Origin of the sequence: Bacillus sp. FJAT-27916 (assembly GCF_001183965.1) — a bacterium.
GTDB lineage: Bacteria > Bacillota > Bacilli > Bacillales > Pradoshiaceae > Pradoshia.
In genome coordinates this window covers 992,700-1,009,877 of the sequence record NZ_LFZV01000001.1, presented here as the reverse complement: position 1 = coordinate 1,009,877, position 17,178 = coordinate 992,700, and the positions used below count along the sequence as shown (strand labels likewise).

Genomic DNA, 17,178 nt, shown 5'->3' with positions numbered 1-17,178 from the left:
AAAGAGGCCCGGTTCTTTCAGCCATTAGGCACCCGAGCCAAGTATTTCTACCTTATCAACAAACTCCAAGCTCTTTAATCGATGGATAAATTCATTCATATCAATCTGCATATCCCCTGTATTCAAGGAAAGGGTGACATTCGCCTTTCCTTGAAGGGGGATGGTTTGATGAATAGTCAGAACGTTGCACCCGGATGAGGCAACAATCTGCAGGAGCTCTGACAGTGTGCCAGAGCGGTCCTCAAGATGAAAGAAGAGCGTAATAATCCTCTCCTTCACAACACTATGGAAGGGAAAGACTGTATCACGGTATTTATAGAAGGCACTTCTGCTCAGACCGGCCTTATTGACCGCATCCCACACAGACAGGACCTTGCCGCGTTCAATCATCTCTTTTGCCTGCAGCGTTTTTTGCATAGCCTCTGGCAAAACATCCTCCCTTACGAGGAAAAATCGCTTATCCAACTTTTTCTGCATCCAAACGCCCCCTAATCACCATTCAACCAAGCTTAATCAATAAATTCGAATTCATATTCCATCAAGCGGACAATATCTCCATCCTCGGCACCGCGCTTACGGAGGGCCTCATCTACGCCCATTGCACGAAGCTGGCGGGCAAAACGCTTAACGGATTCATCACGGCTGAAATCAGTCATCTTGAAGAGCTTCTCAAGCTTCTCGCCTGTTACGACAAATGTGCCGTCAGATTCACGCGTAATCATGAACTCTTCTTTTTCTGCTTCATGCTTATAAAGGACACGGTGAACACCGGTCTGGTCTTCATCATGCTCAAGCGGGAATTCCGGCGTTTCTTCAATCTTATCGGCTACCGCATAGAGAAGCTCGCGCAACCCTTCACGTGTAACAGATGAAATCGGGAAGATTTGTACATCCTCCTCCAGGCGTTCCTTGAAGGCCTTTAGGTTCTCCTCGGAATCCGGCATGTCCATCTTGCTTGCAGCAATGATTTGAGGCCTTTCTGTCAAGCGGAGATTGTATTCCTCAAGCTCCTTATTAATCGTCACATAATCCTCGTATGGATCGCGCCCTTCCTGGCCGGACATATCAATGACATGGACAATGACACGTGTCCGTTCAATATGACGGAGGAATTGATGACCTAATCCAACGCCTTCATGAGCCCCTTCAATCAATCCTGGAAGGTCTGCCATAACGAAGCTGCGTCCGTCCTCTGTTTCCACCACGCCTAAATTCGGAACAATCGTTGTGAAATGATATTCTGCGATTTTCGGGCGCGCTGCTGAGACAGATGCCAGCAAGGTTGATTTCCCGACACTTGGGAATCCAACAAGCCCGACATCAGCGAGCAATTTCAATTCCATAATGATATTTCGTTCAACACCCGGTTCACCTTTTTCGGATAATTCCGGTGCGGGATTCGCTGGTGTGGCAAAACGGGTATTACCGCGTCCGCCGCGTCCGCCTTTAGCAATAATCGCACGCTGGCCGTGCTCGGTTAAATCAGCAATGATTTCACCAGTATCTGCATCAGATACAACCGTACCCGGCGGTACCTTGACAATCATGTCCGGTGAATTCTTACCGTGCTGATTCTTGGACATTCCGTGTTCTCCGCGCGGAGCCTTGAAATGCCTCTTATATCGGAAATCCATTAATGTCCGAAGTCCTTCTTCTACTTCAAACACAACATTTGCACCATGCCCGCCGTCACCTCCGGCTGGGCCTCCTTTTGGCACATACTTTTCTCGGCGGAAGGCTACCATTCCGTTTCCGCCGTCACCGCCTTTTACGTAAATCTTGACCTGATCCACAAACATGGGCGTTTGACACCTACTTTCTTTCACCTGTTTCTCTTTGTTGCTATCTTACCGTTAATTCAAAGAAAAAAGAATTTTTATCACCTGAGGGGACTGACATTTCTATAAAATCCGGCACCGAAAGGCCATCAAAAAGACAATCAAGACTATCTACATGTCCCTGAAAATCGAATCCGACCCTCAAGGCAGCTTCTTCAGACCCGCTGATCATAACCATCAGTGTATGTACGGAACTGCCGGTCAGCTGCTGATTCAGTGCATCAAAGAAATCACGCACAAAGCCTGTCAGCCTGCTGTCATATTTAGCAAGCCCGCTAATATCGTCGATAATCTCATATCCGAGCTCGAATGTATAATGAAGCCAATTGCCTGTCAGCAACAATTCTGCCAAGCATGGCATGTCCAAGTTCGACACTTTCGCTTCCTGTTTCGCATCTATAATGATTTCCTCAATTAGCCCTGACACGCGGTCCATTTTTCCTAATGCTAGATTACCTTGAATCAGCTGAATCTTATTCAGCCAATCATGCCGTGAGTGCCTCAATAAATCGATAGTGGTCCATTTAGTCTCCATCTCCATACATTCTCCTGTCGGATAATTTAAATGAGGTCCTGATTTATTCTACATATGTTTATACTAGTATAGCATAGCTGTTTCCTTATTTCTTCAGGAGAGGAATACATCGTCAGCAGCAATATATTTGGGGTCTATAAGGAAGTGTAACATCAAGCTTATTAAGCATAGGAGGCTTATAAAAAGAAAACTCCAACCGATGAGGTCAGAGCTTCATTGTTTGTTATTATTATGCTTCTTGTGCTACAGGGTATACGCTCACTTGTTTCTTGTCGCGGCCTAAGCGCTCGAATTTAACAACGCCGTCTACCTTAGCGAAAAGTGTATCGTCTCCACCACGTCCAACGTTCAAACCTGGATAGATTTTTGTACCACGTTGACGGTAAAGAATAGAACCACCACTTACAAATTGGCCATCAGCACGTTTAGCGCCAAGACGTTTGGAAATGGAGTCACGTCCGTTCTTTGTGGAACCTACTCCCTTTTTGGAAGCGAAGAATTGAAGATCCAATCTTAACATTTATTCCACCTCCTGTTAGCTATTTATAATTTTCATGTATTTGCCATAGTCACGTTCAATTGTCTGCAGGGACACAAGCATGGCTTGAATAAGAAGCTGTACCTTTTCGTCCTCCTCCGTTACCGGAAAAGTGACTTCGAGATAGCCGCCCTCTTTGCCAGCCTGGTCAATCTTAGGCTTCACATTTGTTAAGCTTAGAATGGCATTGACAGAGCCGAAGGCTACCGCCGATACCCCGGCACAAACAATATCCTGACCTTTTCTTGCAAAATCGGCGTGTCCTGACAGGCTGAACGATTGAACTCGCTCGCCATCTCGAACTACCTTTACTTTAATCATGCGCGTCGCCTTAGAAGCTGATCTTCTCGATCGTTACTTTAGTGTAAGGCTGACGGTGACCTTGTTTCTTACGGTTGTTCTTTTTCGCTTTGTATTTGAAAACGATGATTTTTTTGTCTTTACCTTGTTTTTCAACTTTACCTGTTACAGTAGCGCCTTCAACAACAGGGCTTCCAACTTTCACATCGTCTCCACCAACGAATAAAACTTTGTCGAAAGTAACAGATCCACCTTCTTCAACGTTCAATTTTTCAACGTAGATAGTTTGACCTTCTTCGACTTTAACTTGTTTACCACCAGTTTCGATAATTGCGTACATACCTGCACCTCCTTGAATGATCTAAGACTCGCCAACGGCAGGCGCCACAGATGCGGACTTATAACCTGACATGAGCGGTTGTAGCATGGGTGCTACAAACATAACAAACAAATACTATCATATAGAGACATTCATTGTCAATCTTCTTTTAGCTTCAATCGCAGCAGGCTGTCCCCTTCCTGTTGAGAGGATGCACGTCTCGCTCTCTCATCAAGCTCTTTAACGGACCCCGTTGCACGAATGACGAAACGATGATTTCCTTCTACTGCCGCCTGTCTGAATAGAACCTGCTTCCCATGCGGTTCCAGTTCTTTTCTCCGCTCCTTTAAAAGGGCGAAGAATTCCGGATCAGCATCAATCCAGATGCACTCATCCATCACATAACGCATGCCCTCGAGCTGCCTTGATAATTCATGCCACTCTGCCTTATTCCCTTGAATATGTCCGTTCCCATGACAGCGCGGGCAATCATCAAGCATGAGCTCATATAGGTCCGGCCCTTCTTTTTTGCGTGTGATTTGCAAAAGGCCAAGCTCTGTGAACCCGACAACGACCGACCGCGTCAAATCACGCCCAAGCGCTGACTCCATCTCTTCCTTTACCTTCTTGCGGTCTGCATTTGAGGTCATATTGATAAAGTCGACAATAATGATGCCGGATAAATTCCGCAGGATGACTTGGCGTCCAACCTCTTTTGCAGCAAGCAGGTTCGTCTCAAGCATCGTTTTCCGCTGGTCATGCTTGCCGGTGAATTTCCCCGTGTTCACATCAATGACATGCATAGCTTCCGTACGCTCAAATAGCAAATAGGCACCATTAGAGAGCCAGATGATTTTTTTTACGGCCTTTTCCAGGTCTGCCTCTGCCTGATGCTCTTCAAATAGAGGAATTTTGCTCTTTGCCCGCGAAATCGTCCAGTCATTTGTAGAAACAGCCTCCTTTAGAAGGCTGACTCCCTCAGAGGAGTTTGTGTAGCACTCCCCGCTAGTTCCATCCGTCCATTTTTGCACGATTTGCGTCATCCGATTATGCCCGCTTACAAGCCCTGGCGCCTTCACGGAATCTGCCCGCTGAATAAGCACCTCATATCTTTCACGAAGTCTCGCAAGCCTGTTCACGAATTCTCCTTCTCCTGCCTCAAGGAGCTGCGTACGGACAATCACTCCCTCATCTTCCCGCAAATGGTCTAAAGCAATGCCTTTCCATTTATCTGCCGTTTGGCGGCTTGCATTTTTGGAGGTTCGGACGAAATGCTCTCCCTTAATTAACACAAGTTCAGGATGAGAGATCTCAATCAGCGCGCTCACCTTTGCTCCCTTCGTTCCTTGAGGGTCGCGCACAACCCGGACAAGAAGCTTCTCTCCCTGCCTCACATAGGCGACGCCCGGCTTTCCGTCCGAGAGCTGGTAGCGCGGTGTCTCCTCAAAAGGCAAATAGGCATTCTTTTCAAGTCCGATATCCACAAAGGCCGCATTCATGCCAGGCACAACTTCCCGCACAATTCCGGCATACAGATTGCCTGCATACGGACCCTCTCCGTCACGTTCAATATGGAATACGTGAAGCCTGCCATCCCTCCAGATGCCAAGCCTTTTTTCTCCATTCTGATAATCCAATAAAATTTTATCCATAAAAATATCCTCCAACTGGCTCTTACTCTAACTTTAGCGAGTACGCCTCTGCCAGTCAATAAGGATAGAGCAGCTCCCCAATCGGCCTGTAGGCAAGCTTTGAGGTAAAGCAGGCATGAAGCACCTCTGACTCATCCAGCTTGCCAATTTCCTTCCTTTCATTCTTAATGACGATGACATGCTTATTATCCCTCCGGAAATGCTCAAGAATCTCAAAGATGGGCGTTTCCTTTTCCGCCTCAAGCCTTGAGATTGCCCGAATATCCTGCTGATGACCATAATGCCGCTCAAGCAAAAAACGCATGAACACATATTGACGGTGCTTCCATTCCTTCCAAAGCGAATATCCGAGAAATCCGGCAATGACCCACCAGTTGAAATTCAGTGGATTAAGCATTAATAGGCCAGCTAATAAAATAGCCAGAGAAACAAGAGAATACTGAATGATTAAGCGGTGTGCCTGGACGAATGGATGACGGAGGCTTAGCAGGATAAACAGAAGCTTCCCCCCATCAAGCGGCCAGATTGGCAAAAGATTTACTGCCAGTATGACTGTATTGAAAAGGAGAAACTCTTGATAAAGATGACCAGGCATCCATTCGTTCACATTGAAAAGGAAGGCTGCCCCGTAAAGCCAGAGATGCTGCGCCGGGCCAGCCAGCAGCACAGCCAGCTCTTCCTTCCAAGGAAGGTTCCCATGCTCCTCTGTCTCAAGCTCCCCTCCAAACGGAAGGAGCGTGACCGCCTTTATGCGCCAGCCATATATTTGCGCTGCTGCGGCATGGCCAAGCTCGTGAATTAGGACGAGCGAAAACATCATCAATATTTCCGCAAACTGCGCTGTAATGACTCCCAGTCCCATAACCGCCCATGTCAACGGATGAATTCGAATCTTCCAGAGTACCGGCAGAATCTTATTCAAAGGAAATCACCTCACCCGGGTCAATGAACCGACCTTCGGATTTCAGCGCAAAGTAAAATTCTCCTTTCCCCTCCTCTTCCTCTGAAGCTTGAACCCTTCCAAGCTTTGCCCCTTTCTTAACCTGTTCGTAAAGACTCACATCAATCGATTCTAAGCTTCCATACCAGGATTCACTCTTGTCAGCATGCTGAATAATGACCGTTTTTCCATATTCCTCTTTTTCACCCGCATAGATGACTACTCCTTCTTTCACGGTTCCAACAGAGGCTGCTGCGGCCGTCTTCACAATAACCCCTTGACCATTGTTCTCAAAGCTCTCCATGATTGTCCCACTTGCAGGCATAGAAAAATCTTCTTCCTTTTCTTTGTCTGCATTCTCCGGAAGGAAGGCAAATGGCTGGCCAACGGTTTCATCAAACCAATTAACAACACTCGCAAACTGAAATTCCTGCTCATACACTCCACCGATAAGCTCTCTAGCATCATCTGTCCAAGGCGCTGATGTTCTGTAAACAATGGCCATTACAAGCACGAGGCAGGTCGAGGCCAATACCTGAAAGAGCATCCATTCCTTCTTGATAAACACCTTATTAGGAGGACTTTTGATTCCCTCATCGTAAACGACCATATTCTCCGCACCCCAATCAAGCTCCTTGTCAGCGAGAATCGGACTCTCTCTCTGAGCCTCCTTTTTCTGATAACCAAGGTTCTTCTCTCTGTTCTTCCGCCGCTGGGCTATCCGTCTGCGGACATCTGCGCTGTTTTTGTATGCCATCCCCTTCACCCCTTAAGAAATACCATGTTAATTAAAACTATGAGTTTCTCGTCCAAGCTATGACTGGAGATGATAACGCAAAAAAGGCCCGCTGCAGCTAGGTTTACCAGCTGAGCAGGCCTTTTGGGATTAATTTTTAACACCGAATAATTTTTTTATGCGCGTGAAGACACCTGTCTTCGTTTCCTCCAGCGGTTTAAGCGGAATGGACTCGCCCAATATCCGGCGCGCAATGTCACGGTAAGCGATGGACGCCTTATTGTTTGGGTCAAACACGATGGGTTCACCTTGGTTAGACCCTTTAATGACATCATCATCATCAGCGACAATACCAATCAGATCGATGGAGAGATGGTTAGTGATCTCATCAATATCAAGTACATCCCCCTGCTTAAGCATATGACTTCGGATCCGGTTGATTACGAGCTTAGGAGCTTCAACATCCGGCTCCTTCTCCAGCAAGCCGATAATTCGGTCTGCATCACGGACGGCTGTTGTTTCTGGGGTCGTCACAACAATCGCCTTATCCGCACCCGCAACAGCATTGCGGTAGCCTTGTTCAATTCCTGCGGGGCAGTCAATAATAATATAGTCGAAATCGACTTTCAAACTCTCAATTAATTTCTTTACTTGCTTCGGTGTAACCGAAGACTTGTCCGCCGTTTGTGCTGCAGGCATTAAATAAAGCCTGTCTTCGAAGCGTTTATCCTTAACGAGCGCTTGATGCACCTTGCATCTTTCTTCAATGACATCCACCAAATCATAGATAATCCGGTTCTCAAGCCCCATGACTACATCTAAATTTCTTAATCCGATATCTGTATCGACCAAACAGACTTTTTTCCCCATTAACGCCAAGGCTGTTCCGACATTGGCACTTGTTGTCGTTTTACCGACACCGCCTTTTCCGGAAGTAATTACGATGGCCTCTCCCATGGCTATACGCCCTCCTCAAATAAGGATATATTCGGTCTCACTTTACTCAAGACTTGCAATCTATCAAACATGATTTCATTCGATTGATTCACATAAGCACATGCCATCATCTGGTCATCCTGCTCATGATGATCAAAGGAGTTATACAATATATCCCCAATGGTAATCAGCGCCGGCTTAAAGACAGAAGCTGAAATCACACAATCCTTATTGCCATTAATGCCTGCTTCGGCCCTTCCTCGCAATGTGCCCATCACAAATATATTGCCGCCGGCCTTAACGGTACCTCCAGGATTGACATCACCGACAAGGAGAAGATCTCCCTTCACCTCAAGCACCTGACCAGAGCGAACAATCTTCATTTCCTTTGTGACAGCCACTTCTTCTGCCATTCGCTTCGATTCTTCCAAAAGGATGACATTTGATTCGACATCCTTTACGGTCATATATCCTTTTTTCTCAACCAATTCCACAAGATGAGTGGCTTGCTCATCCGTTAAATATCGATTACCCGTATGTATAGTGACGTGTATACTGGATGCCGGCTCATTATTCGCCAGATGCTGATGATGAATGGACAGCTTTTCATCCAGGTCCCTCATTGCTTCAGAAAAGGAGGATGTGTCATCAATGACAATCATTAATCCTTGTTTACTTCCTTTAATCATAACATGCTGTACAGTTTTTTTCCCCATGACGTCGTGCTCACCTCAATGCAATTTAATTCGACATAAGCGCTGGCAAATCCTCTTTTAGCGGTATTCCGCCGCTTAGAGGTCTTCCTCTACTACCCATTTCTTCATCCATTTTGCAAATAAATGCGCAAATAGAATGAGGAAAACAAGATTCAGCAGTAAAGTAGGCAGCAATCTCATTTTTGCAAAATCAATGAAACTCAATGAAGCAAAACCAATCAAACTGTTCACCTCATACACGATGATCTCAAGAACAGATATTGCAAGCAGGCTGACCGTTGAGACAATTCCCAGATTCACTTGCAAAACCTTCATCAGCTGAGATGAAAGGTAGACCATTAATGGCAGGGTGAACGTGTAAATGCCCAGTATTTCTGTATAAACAACATCGTAAAAAATTCCAAGCCCGAAACCATACCATATAGCCATTTCCTTCTTGCCGTATACGGTCAAGAACACTAAGAAAATCATAATGAACCTCGGTACGAGAATATAATCCGTCTTATTGAGGAGGCTTGAGAATACCTCTACGAAAATACCTTCTGAAATAAAGACAAGCACCGCAAGAAGGAATACCCTAATTTTCATTATAGGTCATCCCCCTCAGTACTTTCTGTATCGACCTCGGCAGTCGAACGTTTAACAATCATGACATCGTTGACATCATCAAAATTGGCTGCAGGCTTAATATAAGCCGTCTGTGTCAATCCATACTGATCAATGATAACCTCTTCCACTTTGCCGACAACCAGTCCTTTAGGGAATACACCTCCAAGGCCGGAGGTTTCCACATTGGAGCCTTCCTTAATATCCGCATCATACAATAGTCCTGTGAGCATGAGCGCTTGCTTATCCTCATCAAACCCTTGAATAAAGCCGTATGCGGGCTTCTTCCCCTGCACGACAGCGGAGATGCGGTTTTGCGGGTCAAGTGCTGTCAGCAGCTGAACAGTGGACGTAAATTGGGACACACTTTTCACCTTGCCAATCAAGCCTTTAGCCGTTATGACAGCCATATTCTTCTCAATCCCATTGACACTTCCCTTGCTCACGGTCAAGGTTTCATGCCAGCGTTCCGGACTTCTTCCGATAACGGTCGCTTGAGTGACGGTAAATTCACTGAGCGACTCTTCTTTTTCAACCATTGCTCGCAGCTCTTTGTTTTCTTTTTCTAGATCATAAATTTCTGTTTCAAGCTTCACATACTCTTCCAGGCGCGCTTTAAGATTTTTATTTTCCTCATATGTATTTCTTAAATCGGAAAGATTCTCAAAAAAGCCCGCTATTGCAGAAGCGGGCTTATGGAAAATTGTTTGCACAAAGCCGGCAGAGTCCTTCATAAACTGTTCCGGCCAGCTTAGTTCATCTCTTTCCCTAAGTGAGAACCCTATTAAAGACACCAGAAAGATGATGCTAATCAGCAAGATAATCAATTTTTTGTTTAAGAAAAATTGCGGCATATTCTTGCTCCTTCATCGTTATTATCCTCTTTCGGGATTTTTCAGGCTTTATTCGGTTTTTATTTCGTTGCTTTCCCCTTGAACAAATGGATATGGTCAAGCGCTTTTCCTGTACCAATTGCTACGCAGTCAAGCGGGTTTTCCGCAATTAAGACAGGCATTTTTGTTTCTTCAGAAATCACCTTATCAAGGTTGCGAAGTAAAGCTCCGCCTCCTGTCAAGACAATTCCGCGGTCCATAATATCCGCAGCAAGTTCTGGCGGAGTTTTTTCAAGCGTGTTCTTCACGGCATCAACAATCGCATAAACAGTATCATGCAACGCTTTTGCAATCTCTTCAGGCGTGATTTCAATTGTTTTTGGTAATCCAGTCAACAGGTCACGGCCGCGGATTTCCATGTTTTCAACACCTTCTGGATCACCAGCAGAACCGATTTCCAATTTGATGGCTTCAGATGTACGATCACCAATCATAAGATTGTAATTCTTACGGATGTAGTTAATGATTGCTTCATCCATTTCGTCACCGGCAATGCGGATGGATTGACTTGTTACAATACCGCCAAGGGAGATAATAGCCACTTCAGTTGTACCGCCGCCGATATCAACAACCATGCTTCCTGTCGGCTCCCATACAGGCAGGTTCGCACCGATTGCTGCCGCAAATGGTTCTTCAATTGTATAAGCATCACGTGCGCCAGCTTGTCTAGTTGCATCCACAACCGCTCTTTCTTCAACGGCTGTAATGCCGGATGGCACACAAACCATGACATATGGCTTACGGGCAAACAAGCCTTGGTTTTTCAACGCTTGCTTCATATAATATTTCATCATCGTAGCTGTTGTATCGTAATCAGCGATTACCCCGTCTTTCATCGGGCGAAGAGCAACAACATTCCCCGGTGTACGGCCAATCATATTCTTCGCATCATTACCGACAGCAACGATTGATTTTGTATCAGTTTGGAAAGCCACAACGGATGGCTCACGCACAACGATTCCTTTTCCTTTTACATAAACCAGCGTATTGGCAGTTCCTAAATCAATTCCTAAATCTCTATTTCCAAGCATTTTTTAATATCTCCCTTTCTGAAACGTATTCCATATTAGGCATGAATTTTTTCCATTATATTTTTCTATATAGGTAAAAGAGTTTATCTTCATGACTTTGTTAATTATATTGTCGATATCTGCATAAATCCATTCTTCCATTCAGAAGATCATCCGCGGATTTTCGCCTTATTTCAGCAATAATAACGCATAACAGAGCTTTTTTTCCGTAAGAGGCTGAAAATAAACCCAGTTAAAAAATCATACGTTATATTATAGCTCATCCTTTTTTGAATTCATAGTATTATAAATATCCTTTTTCTTTCAGACTGACATATTTCTTCTCTCCAATAACCAAATGGTCCAGCACTTCAATTCCCATGATTCTTCCGCACTCGACAAGGCGTTTCGTCACTTCAATATCTTCTCGGCTTGGGGTCGGGTCACCTGAGGGGTGGTTATGCAAGCATATAATAGATGCTGCTGACCTGCGGAGAGCTTCTTTGAAGACTTCTCGGGGATGGACAATAGAGGCGTTTAAGCTGCCGATGAAGATGGTTTGCTTGTGCAATATTTGGTTTTTGGTATTTAGATAAAGGCAGACGAAATGTTCCTGAGATAAAAAGCGCATATCATTCATGCAATAATTGGCGCAATCCTCTGGAGACCGGATCACATACCGTTCCTCGTTCGTCAGATTGCTTATTCTGCGGCCAAGTTCCATCGCAGCAGCCAACTGGACTGCCTTCGCTTCCCCTATTCCCTTGATCGCAGTCATTTCTTCAATTGTGGATTCCTTCAGGAGTCTTAAACCGCCAAACCTCGTCAGAAGCTGGTTGGCCAAGACCATCACGGAATCCTCTTTCGTCCCTGTCCTAAGGAGAAGGGCAAGTAATTCTTGGTTGGAGAGACTTTCTCCTCCGTATTGCAGGAATCGCTCACGCGGACGTTCATCCTTCGGGTAATCCCGAATCATAATTTGCGTATCCATATCATCCTCCATTCCATTGACGGAGCGGGGGCCTTTACGTATGCATGATGTCCTTCAGCTCCCGATTCAGCCTTGAAACGGGCAATCCTACAACCGTGAAATAATCTCCTTCTATTCTTTTAACGAGTAAGGAACCATATCCCTGAATGCCATAGGAACCCGCTTTGTCAAACGGCTCTCCTGTCAACACATATTGCTCAATATCCTGCGTGTCTAATGGCCAAAATTCAACATCTGTCTTCTCATAAAAAAGATGGGTACGGCCTTCTTTCACAAGAGCCACACCTGTATAGACCTGGTGGACCTTGCCGGATAATTGCGTCAGCATGGAGATAGCATCCGCCTTACCCTTGGGCTTTCCCAACACTCTTCCGTCTGAGACGACGATTGTATCTGCACCTATCACAATGGAGTTCTTGGTAGTTTCAGCGATTGCATTTGATTTTATGCGCGCCAATTCCATAACGATTTCATGAGGCTGCAGTCCATCCTGATAGGTCTCCTCCACATCACTTGCCTTCACCTGGAAGGGGATGCCGAGAAGTTCGAGTAATTCCTTTCTTCTTGGGGAAGAAGAAGCTAAGATTAGATTCATTTTGTCACCTGCTATGAAAAGTTTAGATAGGGAGATACATATTAATCCTAACAGAATGCGACACCTTTCTCAATTCCCTATTGCTTCCACACAAAAGAAAAAAGAGCGGCATCATCCACTCTCTGCCTTTTCAGGGTAGCTTCACCCTTTAAAGATGATTATTTCCCGAGAAATAGAGTTCACAATTTGCTCCATTCAACAGCGAATTGGAGGGTACACTGCTGGATCTGCATCAATAGCTCTGGCTTTGACTCCTGCTCGTATTGAGTCCAAAGCTTCTTCATGCTGGAATTCAAATTGTACATATTTTGCAAATTATCCGGCACCTTTTCTAATGAGAATGCTTCTGACTTTGGCGCAGATGTCTTATCACCCATTAAATGCTTCGCTGTAACAGCATCGTATTGCTGCACATTAAGAAGCATCGCTTGAATGGCTTTTTGTTCTGCTTTCGTGTAGCCTTGACGGCTTTTCCCTGAGAATTGGACTTCCTTCCAAAACGTCTCAGTTCCCTTCTTGTTAAAGAACACGGCTAATTGCTTCGCATCCTCAAGGCTGCCAGCTGTACCGAGGTAAATATACCATTGGTCGGACTGCTTTAAAATGATTGGCGAGTATCCATCCTCCTCAAGAAGAAGAACCCGCTCCTCGGCAGCTTCCTTCGAGGAGTATACTCCACCTTGAACCATGAAGGCTGTCCATTCCTTGCTGACAGGCTGACCTTCAGATTCTGAAACAGCCGCACCGAGGGTCGGCAAGCCTGACTGCTGCTGTCCCACTTTCTCACCGGTCCCGCCAAAGAGAACCATCTTTAGGGCAATAATTCCGAACACCGTCCCTGTGACAAGGGCCACAAGAACAGGCAGACCCACTCCGAACAACCGCTTCTTACTGGGTTTAACTTTCCCAAATGTCCATGTTTTCTTTGGCTTTTTCCCTCCATCTATTGTGGCCTTCTCTTCACCCCCGCCAGGGACAATCCAAAGCGGAGGTTCCGGTTCCTCCTCCACACTGCTGGCCACCTGTTCAAGGGTTTCCCTTATGTCCGGATCCTCACTCGATATCCATTTGTACACCCTTTGCTCCCCGTTCACATTAACAATGATTGTTCTCTCCTGTGTTGGCTTGTCCATTGCATGGCCTCCGCGTTTTAGACCATCTTATCATCCACCGCCAAAAAAAGAACAAGACTCTTGTCGTCTTGTCCAAAAAGCTTTCGTCAAATTTCTAGGCTTCCACATCTCCCGCATGCTCTTCATCCCTATGAAGCATACGCTGACCATAAATAAAACATGCGGCGGATTCATCTCTGCCTCCCACTTCATCCCGGTATCCGGGTCAATGTTTACCCGAAATAATCTTCTAGCGCCACTCCAAACGGGTCATTTGAATACCGGTTTCTTGAATCGATTTCCTTGCTATTATATATAGAGGTTACCTGGTCTCCTTACCAATTTGATGATGGACATTTTCGCAAAAGCAAACAGAAGTAAAAAGTAATAAAAATCATTGGTAATATTTATATGTTTTATGAGTTTTACATTGGTGGTAAAGCAATAATTATCACTTGGAGGAGTCTCATTATCGTCAATACTGCCAAACACAATCTATCAAGTAAGCGGCAGCCATAATAAATGGTGTGTCTCCAATCAAAAGCTGTTCCCTTTGAGTTTAGTAGAACTTCCTTAAGGAGTAAGTCATGAAAGCATTTTTCCTAACCACCAACATCATCTTTTGGATCATTCTTCTATACTATACCGTACTTACAGTCGTAGGTTTATTCCAACGAAAAAAAGCAAAAAGGCTTAATCCGCTGGCTGAATACCCTTCACTTGATGTACTAATCCCTTCTCATAACGAAGAGATTGTTATGAAGGATACTTTATCTGCAATGGCCAAGCTTGAGTATCCCGGAAATATACAAATTTATGTTCTGAATGACAATTCTCAAGATAAGACCGGTGAGATAGCAGAATTCTTCGCCAATAAACATGCTCACATCCATCACATCGAAGTACCTGAGAGCAATGAACCAAGAGGAAAAAGCAGAGTATTAAATTATGGTTTATCCATTTCTGATGGAGAATACTTCATTGTATATGATGCTGACAATCGACCTAATCCCGATGCAGCTATTCGCTTGATGGAAATTACAATGAACACAGAAAATGCTGCTGGGGCAGTTGGTTGTGTAAGAACTTTAAACGATCAAAATAACTGGCTTACAAGGTTTATAGCAATAGAATTCAAAACATTCCAATTGATTATGCAATCTGGCCGTTATGCATTACATAGGATTGGCTCTTTACCCGGCACCAATATGTTATTAAAACGAAGCATCATAACGGACCTTGGTGCATATGACCCATACGCTTTAGCTGAAGATGCAGAATTAACTATTCGCCTTTCGTCTAAAGGATATGTTATTGCTGTTGACCCTCATTCTCAGACATGGGAACAGGAGCCACAAACTTTAAAAGCTTTAATGAAACAGAGGACTCGTTGGCTGCAAGGAAACCTGTACATTATGTTCAAGTTCTTCAAAGAAAAAAATTGGTGGAAGAAGCCTTGCATTATACACCTTACTTATTATCTTACTATTTACGTTATCTTTGGCGGCCTTCTTCTCTCTTCCAATATCTTGTTTATATTAGGATTGTTCGGTTTCATCAATTTTAACTCTGGAATTAACTATCTTTTCTTCTGGTTTCTTGCCTATCTGACCTACACAATCCAGTTACTGTGCGCGGTTTGGTATGACAAGAAGTTATCAGCGAAAAACGTATTAGCTGCATCACTTATGTACTTCACATACGCTCAACTATTCATTTTCTTATTAGTCCGGGGACTTGTGTTGATGATGAAAGACAAGAGAAACGGAACAGTTATCTGGGATAAAACAGAAAGGGTTGCTATTGAAAAATAATATGCAGCCTTTTTTGCCTGTTTCGAGCACCTGATACTCAGAGGAATGATTTGTGAATGAGAAAAATATAAGGAATTAAAGTAAATGTTTCACAGATTAAATGGTTAGTCTGGAATGGGAATGTTCACCTGCATTCAAACGACCTACTGTAGCAGGCATTCTAAGAAGATGACCGCGCTCTCTTTAAGCAGCAAAGAGGATTTCCTTTGTTCCTTCACAATCCGACCGTATTGTGATATCACTTATGCAAAAGAAAACCACCGTCCCATACTCCAAGTATCATATCCATTGATTTCCCTTGAAATGGGAATCACGACCACCTTATCATACTAGATGCATAGACAACTGCATCGGCAGCCTGCCTTAACTTCCCTTATAGAAAACGCCAATACCAATCAAGCACATCCTGTCCAAAAAAATAAGCGGAAATAGTCCCTGCCGCGATGAATGGACCAAAAGGCATTGGCTCTCCTCGCTTTACCAATCCAGCAATTAAGCCTGCCCCCCCAAAAATCGCACCCAAAAGCGTTGCAAATATAAAAGAAAGAAGTACTCCTTTCAGCCCAATCGCAAAGCCGACTAAGGAAAACAGCTTTATATCCCCGCCGCCCATACCGCCTTTACTGATAACGGCAATGAAAAATGGAATCATAAAACCAGCAAGCCCTCCTGCAAGCGGATCCCACCACGGGTCTAATGGGATGAATATCCGAAGCAATAAAAAAACAATGGTAAAAAAAAGCAGGATTTTATTTGGAATAAGCATGTACATAATATCTGATACGAAAATGATTACCATAAGCGAAATCAATGCCCATGCAATGATAAGCTCCATACTCCATCCGAGCAGGAGCGGAGCTGCTGCAAATAGCAGCCCCGTCATTAGCTCTATGATGGGATAAAGCGGAGAAATACGCTTACCGCATTTGCGGCAATTCCCCTTCAAAACGAGATACGAAATGACAGGCACTAACTCAAGAGGTGCCAAGGTATGGCCGCAGGACGGACAAGCCGACCTCGGCATTACGATTGATTCCTTTGCCGGAATCCTCAGACCAGCTACATTATAGAAGGAGCCAAGGATGAGGCCGGCGAGGAAGATTAGTAGAGTAAGAGTAATCATTTATTAGCCATCTTCTCCTATGAGTTTAATATTGTCTCTTGCAAATTTGCTGCCGTTTTAACTCCATTATTAATAATAGAATAATTACATTGCTTCATTAAGACTAACTGTATGTATTAAAGCTCAATCCTCTTATTGAAAATAGGTTACTGGGGATTTATCTGCTAAATCCTCGAAATATTCTCCATTTTGTCGTTTGAATAATGCAGAATCAAATAATCATACCTCAACATTCTTCTTATTTGTACCAACGCCAGAATAGCGAAACAGCACCGTTGGCCTTTTCCCCTTAGCTTATCTGTTTGCACTCCCTTCCCCCTGAAAAAATACCATATAAAAGTTATGTAGTTCTACACACTCGAAATATACAATCTTCCACCACATCACACTGATAAGCAGGGACACCATCCTGCGGAACAAACGCTCATCTACTCCTGTGATCCACACTTGCCGTTATTTTCTTAACGTAAAATTCAACCGTCTCTGTAAGCATGGAGGACTCAATACATTGGAGGCCAAGATGG

At 44.4% G+C, this 17,178-nt stretch carries 19 protein-coding genes and 1 other annotated feature; of the genes, 1 reads left to right on the top strand and 18 read right to left on the bottom strand.

Annotated features, from left to right (window positions below):
• Positions 1 to 24 precede the first annotated feature (24 nt).
• The 17 genes from AC622_RS04775 to AC622_RS04695 form a co-directional block, all read right to left on the bottom strand.
• Positions 25 to 477: an ACT domain-containing protein gene (locus tag AC622_RS04775; protein WP_049670016.1), complete on the bottom strand. Its 453-nt coding sequence runs from the start codon at positions 475 to 477 to the stop codon at positions 25 to 27.
• Between the two features lie 32 nt (positions 478 to 509).
• Positions 510 to 1,799, bottom strand: a complete 1,290-nt coding sequence (obgE, locus tag AC622_RS04770; protein WP_049670015.1) for a GTPase ObgE — start codon at positions 1,797 to 1,799, stop codon at positions 510 to 512.
• 43 nt (positions 1,800 to 1,842) lie between these two features.
• A complete protein-coding gene (locus tag AC622_RS04765) occupies positions 1,843 to 2,373 on the bottom strand; it encodes a Spo0B domain-containing protein (protein WP_156185555.1) in 531 nt (176 codons plus the stop codon).
• 229 nt (positions 2,374 to 2,602) lie between these two features.
• Positions 2,603 to 2,893: a 50S ribosomal protein L27 gene (gene rpmA / locus AC622_RS04760; protein WP_049670013.1), complete on the bottom strand. Its 291-nt coding sequence runs from the start codon at positions 2,891 to 2,893 to the stop codon at positions 2,603 to 2,605.
• A 15-nt stretch (positions 2,894 to 2,908) separates the two neighbouring features.
• Positions 2,909 to 3,232 carry a ribosomal-processing cysteine protease Prp gene (locus AC622_RS04755; protein WP_049670012.1) on the bottom strand — a complete coding sequence of 108 codons (324 nt, stop codon included), beginning with the start codon at positions 3,230 to 3,232 and terminating at the stop codon, positions 2,909 to 2,911.
• Between the two features lie 10 nt (positions 3,233 to 3,242).
• Complete coding sequence (gene rplU / locus AC622_RS04750) at positions 3,243 to 3,551, bottom strand: 50S ribosomal protein L21 (protein ID WP_049670011.1); 309 nt, start codon at positions 3,549 to 3,551, stop codon at positions 3,243 to 3,245.
• 14 nt (positions 3,552 to 3,565) lie between these two features.
• Positions 3,566 to 3,641 (bottom strand) — a sequence feature (ribosomal protein L21 leader region).
• A gap of 47 nt (positions 3,642 to 3,688) precedes the next feature.
• On the bottom strand, positions 3,689 to 5,182 hold the full coding sequence (locus AC622_RS04745) for a ribonuclease E/G (protein WP_049670010.1): 1,494 nt from the start codon (positions 5,180 to 5,182) through the stop codon (positions 3,689 to 3,691).
• A 55-nt stretch (positions 5,183 to 5,237) separates the two neighbouring features.
• Entirely contained in the window at positions 5,238 to 6,104 is an 867-nt protein-coding gene (locus AC622_RS04740; RefSeq protein WP_049670009.1) for a M50 family metallopeptidase, read from the bottom strand.
• On the bottom strand, positions 6,097 to 6,879 hold the full coding sequence (locus AC622_RS04735; protein ID WP_049670008.1) for a M23 family metallopeptidase: 783 nt from the start codon (positions 6,877 to 6,879) through the stop codon (positions 6,097 to 6,099). The genes AC622_RS04740 and AC622_RS04735 overlap by 8 nt, the downstream gene beginning before the upstream one ends.
• 129 nt (positions 6,880 to 7,008) lie before the next feature.
• Positions 7,009 to 7,815, bottom strand: coding sequence for a septum site-determining protein MinD (gene minD / locus AC622_RS04730; protein WP_049670007.1), 807 nt, complete (start codon positions 7,813 to 7,815; stop codon positions 7,009 to 7,011).
• 2 nt (positions 7,816 to 7,817) lie between these two features.
• Complete coding sequence (gene minC, locus AC622_RS04725; protein WP_049670006.1) at positions 7,818 to 8,510, bottom strand: septum site-determining protein MinC; 693 nt, start codon at positions 8,508 to 8,510, stop codon at positions 7,818 to 7,820.
• Positions 8,511 to 8,585: 75 nt separating this feature from the next.
• On the bottom strand, positions 8,586 to 9,098 hold the full coding sequence (gene mreD, locus AC622_RS04720; protein WP_049670005.1) for a rod shape-determining protein MreD: 513 nt from the start codon (positions 9,096 to 9,098) through the stop codon (positions 8,586 to 8,588).
• Positions 9,098 to 9,970 carry a rod shape-determining protein MreC gene (gene mreC / locus AC622_RS04715; protein ID WP_049670004.1) on the bottom strand — a complete coding sequence of 291 codons (873 nt, stop codon included), beginning with the start codon at positions 9,968 to 9,970 and terminating at the stop codon, positions 9,098 to 9,100. Before mreC ends, mreD begins: the two co-directional genes overlap by 1 nt.
• A 59-nt stretch (positions 9,971 to 10,029) precedes the next feature.
• Positions 10,030 to 11,040, bottom strand: a complete 1,011-nt coding sequence (locus AC622_RS04710) for a rod shape-determining protein (protein WP_049670003.1) — start codon at positions 11,038 to 11,040, stop codon at positions 10,030 to 10,032.
• A 283-nt stretch (positions 11,041 to 11,323) separates the two neighbouring features.
• On the bottom strand, positions 11,324 to 12,010 hold the full coding sequence (radC, locus tag AC622_RS04705; protein WP_049670002.1) for a RadC family protein: 687 nt from the start codon (positions 12,008 to 12,010) through the stop codon (positions 11,324 to 11,326).
• Positions 12,011 to 12,044: 34 nt separating this feature from the next.
• On the bottom strand, positions 12,045 to 12,605 hold the full coding sequence (locus AC622_RS04700) for a Maf family protein (RefSeq protein ID WP_049670001.1): 561 nt from the start codon (positions 12,603 to 12,605) through the stop codon (positions 12,045 to 12,047).
• 179 nt (positions 12,606 to 12,784) lie between these two features.
• Complete coding sequence (locus AC622_RS04695) at positions 12,785 to 13,738, bottom strand: SPOR domain-containing protein (protein ID WP_049670000.1); 954 nt, start codon at positions 13,736 to 13,738, stop codon at positions 12,785 to 12,787.
• A 566-nt stretch (positions 13,739 to 14,304) separates the two neighbouring features.
• On the opposite strand from AC622_RS04695, the gene AC622_RS04690 reads away from it, so the two are divergent.
• Positions 14,305 to 15,531 carry a glycosyltransferase family 2 protein gene (locus AC622_RS04690; RefSeq protein ID WP_049669999.1) on the top strand — a complete coding sequence of 409 codons (1,227 nt, stop codon included), beginning with the start codon at positions 14,305 to 14,307 and terminating at the stop codon, positions 15,529 to 15,531.
• A gap of 373 nt (positions 15,532 to 15,904) precedes the next feature.
• Here AC622_RS04690 and AC622_RS04685 read toward each other — a convergent pair whose 3' ends face one another.
• Positions 15,905 to 16,654 carry a prepilin peptidase gene (locus AC622_RS04685; protein WP_049669998.1) on the bottom strand — a complete coding sequence of 250 codons (750 nt, stop codon included), beginning with the start codon at positions 16,652 to 16,654 and terminating at the stop codon, positions 15,905 to 15,907.
• Positions 16,655 to 17,178 lie beyond the last annotated feature (524 nt).

What these genes read in the sequence shown, in the direction of transcription:
- AC622_RS04765 (WP_156185555.1), bottom strand. Translation starts at nt 2,373, where the DNA reads ATGGAGACTAAATGGACCACTATCGATTTATTGAGGCACTCACGGCAT.
- AC622_RS04735 (WP_049670008.1), bottom strand. Translation starts at nt 6,879, where the DNA reads ATGGCATACAAAAACAGCGCAGATGTCCGCAGACGGATAGCCCAGCGG.
- AC622_RS04695 (WP_049670000.1), bottom strand. Translation starts at nt 13,738, where the DNA reads ATGGACAAGCCAACACAGGAGAGAACAATCATTGTTAATGTGAACGGG.
- radC (WP_049670002.1), bottom strand. Translation starts at nt 12,010, where the DNA reads ATGGATACGCAAATTATGATTCGGGATTACCCGAAGGATGAACGTCCG.
- AC622_RS04710 (WP_049670003.1), bottom strand. Translation starts at nt 11,040, where the DNA reads ATGCTTGGAAATAGAGATTTAGGAATTGATTTAGGAACTGCCAATACG.
- AC622_RS04755 (WP_049670012.1), bottom strand. Translation starts at nt 3,232, where the DNA reads ATGATTAAAGTAAAGGTAGTTCGAGATGGCGAGCGAGTTCAATCGTTC.
- minD (WP_049670007.1), bottom strand. Translation starts at nt 7,815, where the DNA reads ATGGGAGAGGCCATCGTAATTACTTCCGGAAAAGGCGGTGTCGGTAAA.
- obgE (WP_049670015.1), bottom strand. Translation starts at nt 1,799, where the DNA reads ATGTTTGTGGATCAGGTCAAGATTTACGTAAAAGGCGGTGACGGCGGA.
- AC622_RS04690 (WP_049669999.1), top strand. Translation starts at nt 14,305, where the DNA reads ATGAAAGCATTTTTCCTAACCACCAACATCATCTTTTGGATCATTCTT.
- AC622_RS04745 (WP_049670010.1), bottom strand. Translation starts at nt 5,182, where the DNA reads ATGGATAAAATTTTATTGGATTATCAGAATGGAGAAAAAAGGCTTGGC.
- rpmA (WP_049670013.1), bottom strand. Translation starts at nt 2,893, where the DNA reads ATGTTAAGATTGGATCTTCAATTCTTCGCTTCCAAAAAGGGAGTAGGT.
- mreC (WP_049670004.1), bottom strand. Translation starts at nt 9,970, where the DNA reads ATGCCGCAATTTTTCTTAAACAAAAAATTGATTATCTTGCTGATTAGC.
- rplU (WP_049670011.1), bottom strand. Translation starts at nt 3,551, where the DNA reads ATGTACGCAATTATCGAAACTGGTGGTAAACAAGTTAAAGTCGAAGAA.
- mreD (WP_049670005.1), bottom strand. Translation starts at nt 9,098, where the DNA reads ATGAAAATTAGGGTATTCCTTCTTGCGGTGCTTGTCTTTATTTCAGAA.
- minC (WP_049670006.1), bottom strand. Translation starts at nt 8,510, where the DNA reads ATGGGGAAAAAAACTGTACAGCATGTTATGATTAAAGGAAGTAAACAA.
- AC622_RS04700 (WP_049670001.1), bottom strand. Translation starts at nt 12,605, where the DNA reads ATGAATCTAATCTTAGCTTCTTCTTCCCCAAGAAGAAAGGAATTACTC.
- AC622_RS04775 (WP_049670016.1), bottom strand. Translation starts at nt 477, where the DNA reads ATGCAGAAAAAGTTGGATAAGCGATTTTTCCTCGTAAGGGAGGATGTT.
- AC622_RS04685 (WP_049669998.1), bottom strand. Translation starts at nt 16,654, where the DNA reads ATGATTACTCTTACTCTACTAATCTTCCTCGCCGGCCTCATCCTTGGC.